Source organism: Mesorhizobium sp. M1E.F.Ca.ET.041.01.1.1, assembly GCF_003997355.1.
Lineage (GTDB): Bacteria > Pseudomonadota > Alphaproteobacteria > Rhizobiales > Rhizobiaceae > Mesorhizobium.
In genome coordinates, this window is record NZ_RZSL01001145.1 from 1 (window position 1) to 759 (window position 759).

The following is a 759-nucleotide window of genomic DNA, read 5'->3' on the forward strand; positions in this document are numbered from 1 at the left end:
GCGTATGAGGAGGCCTGCCATGCGATGGGCCAGGAAACCGCCGCGATAGTGATTGCCTGCATCCTGCAACGCGCTCAGCACATCAATTCCGCCGGCGGATACCTGCGCGTGCTGACCGATAAGGCCAGGGCAGGGGCGTTTTCGGTCGGGCCGATGCTGATGGCGGCATTGCGAGCGAACGGCGCGACAGCAAAGATGACAGGGTAATCGTTGGCGGATCGTTCGCGCTGATGCGGGGGCTTGTATGCCGCATCATGTGAGGCTATAGTTTGTCTCAAATGGAATGGAGAGTGGAATGCTAGCGTTCGGAAATGTCGCCGACGTGTTGGGGCTACCCCCGAAAGAGGTGGCGTCACGGTCGCCTTTCGGGCTGATCTCCCGGATCGAAAATGGACTTCCCATTGGGGCGCTCGAGCGCGTTGCGCATCTTCTAGCGCCTGGCGATGCTCAGTTCAAATACCGGCTGATCCCCAAGGCAACCTACGAGCGGCGTAAGCTGGTACATCGCCTCTCGTCGGATGAGGGCACACGATTGGCCCGCGTGGCGCGAGTCTGGGGTCTTGCTGTCGATGTCTGGCAAAATGAAGAGGAAGCGCGCGATTTCTTGTTTCGGCCGCACCCGATGATTGAGGATAAGCGACCGATCGACGTCGTTATCCTGAGCGAGTTCGGCGCGGAAATGGTGGTCGATATTCTCGGAGGTCTGAAGTACAGCAGTGCTGCGTGACGGCGCAGACTCTCGATCGCACGCTATCATCC

2 protein-coding genes are annotated in these 759 nt (G+C 59.4%); both read left to right on the forward strand.

The window, feature by feature from the left end; all coding sequences use genetic code 11:
* On the forward strand, window positions 1-207 hold a 207-nt coding region (gene repC, locus EOA38_RS37990), incomplete at its 5' end, for a replication initiation protein RepC (protein WP_245481037.1).
* Window positions 208-295: 88 nt separating this feature from the next.
* Window positions 296-727 carry a DUF2384 domain-containing protein gene (locus EOA38_RS37995; protein WP_127301626.1) on the forward strand — a complete coding sequence of 144 codons (432 nt, stop codon included), beginning with the start codon at window positions 296-298 and terminating at the stop codon, window positions 725-727.
* Window positions 728-759: the final 32 nt, after the last annotated feature.

Excerpts from the sequence above, each read along its gene's own strand:
- EOA38_RS37995 (WP_127301626.1), top strand. The coding sequence starts at position 296 with ATGCTAGCGTTCGGAAATGTCGCCGACGTGTTGGGGCTACCCCCGAAA.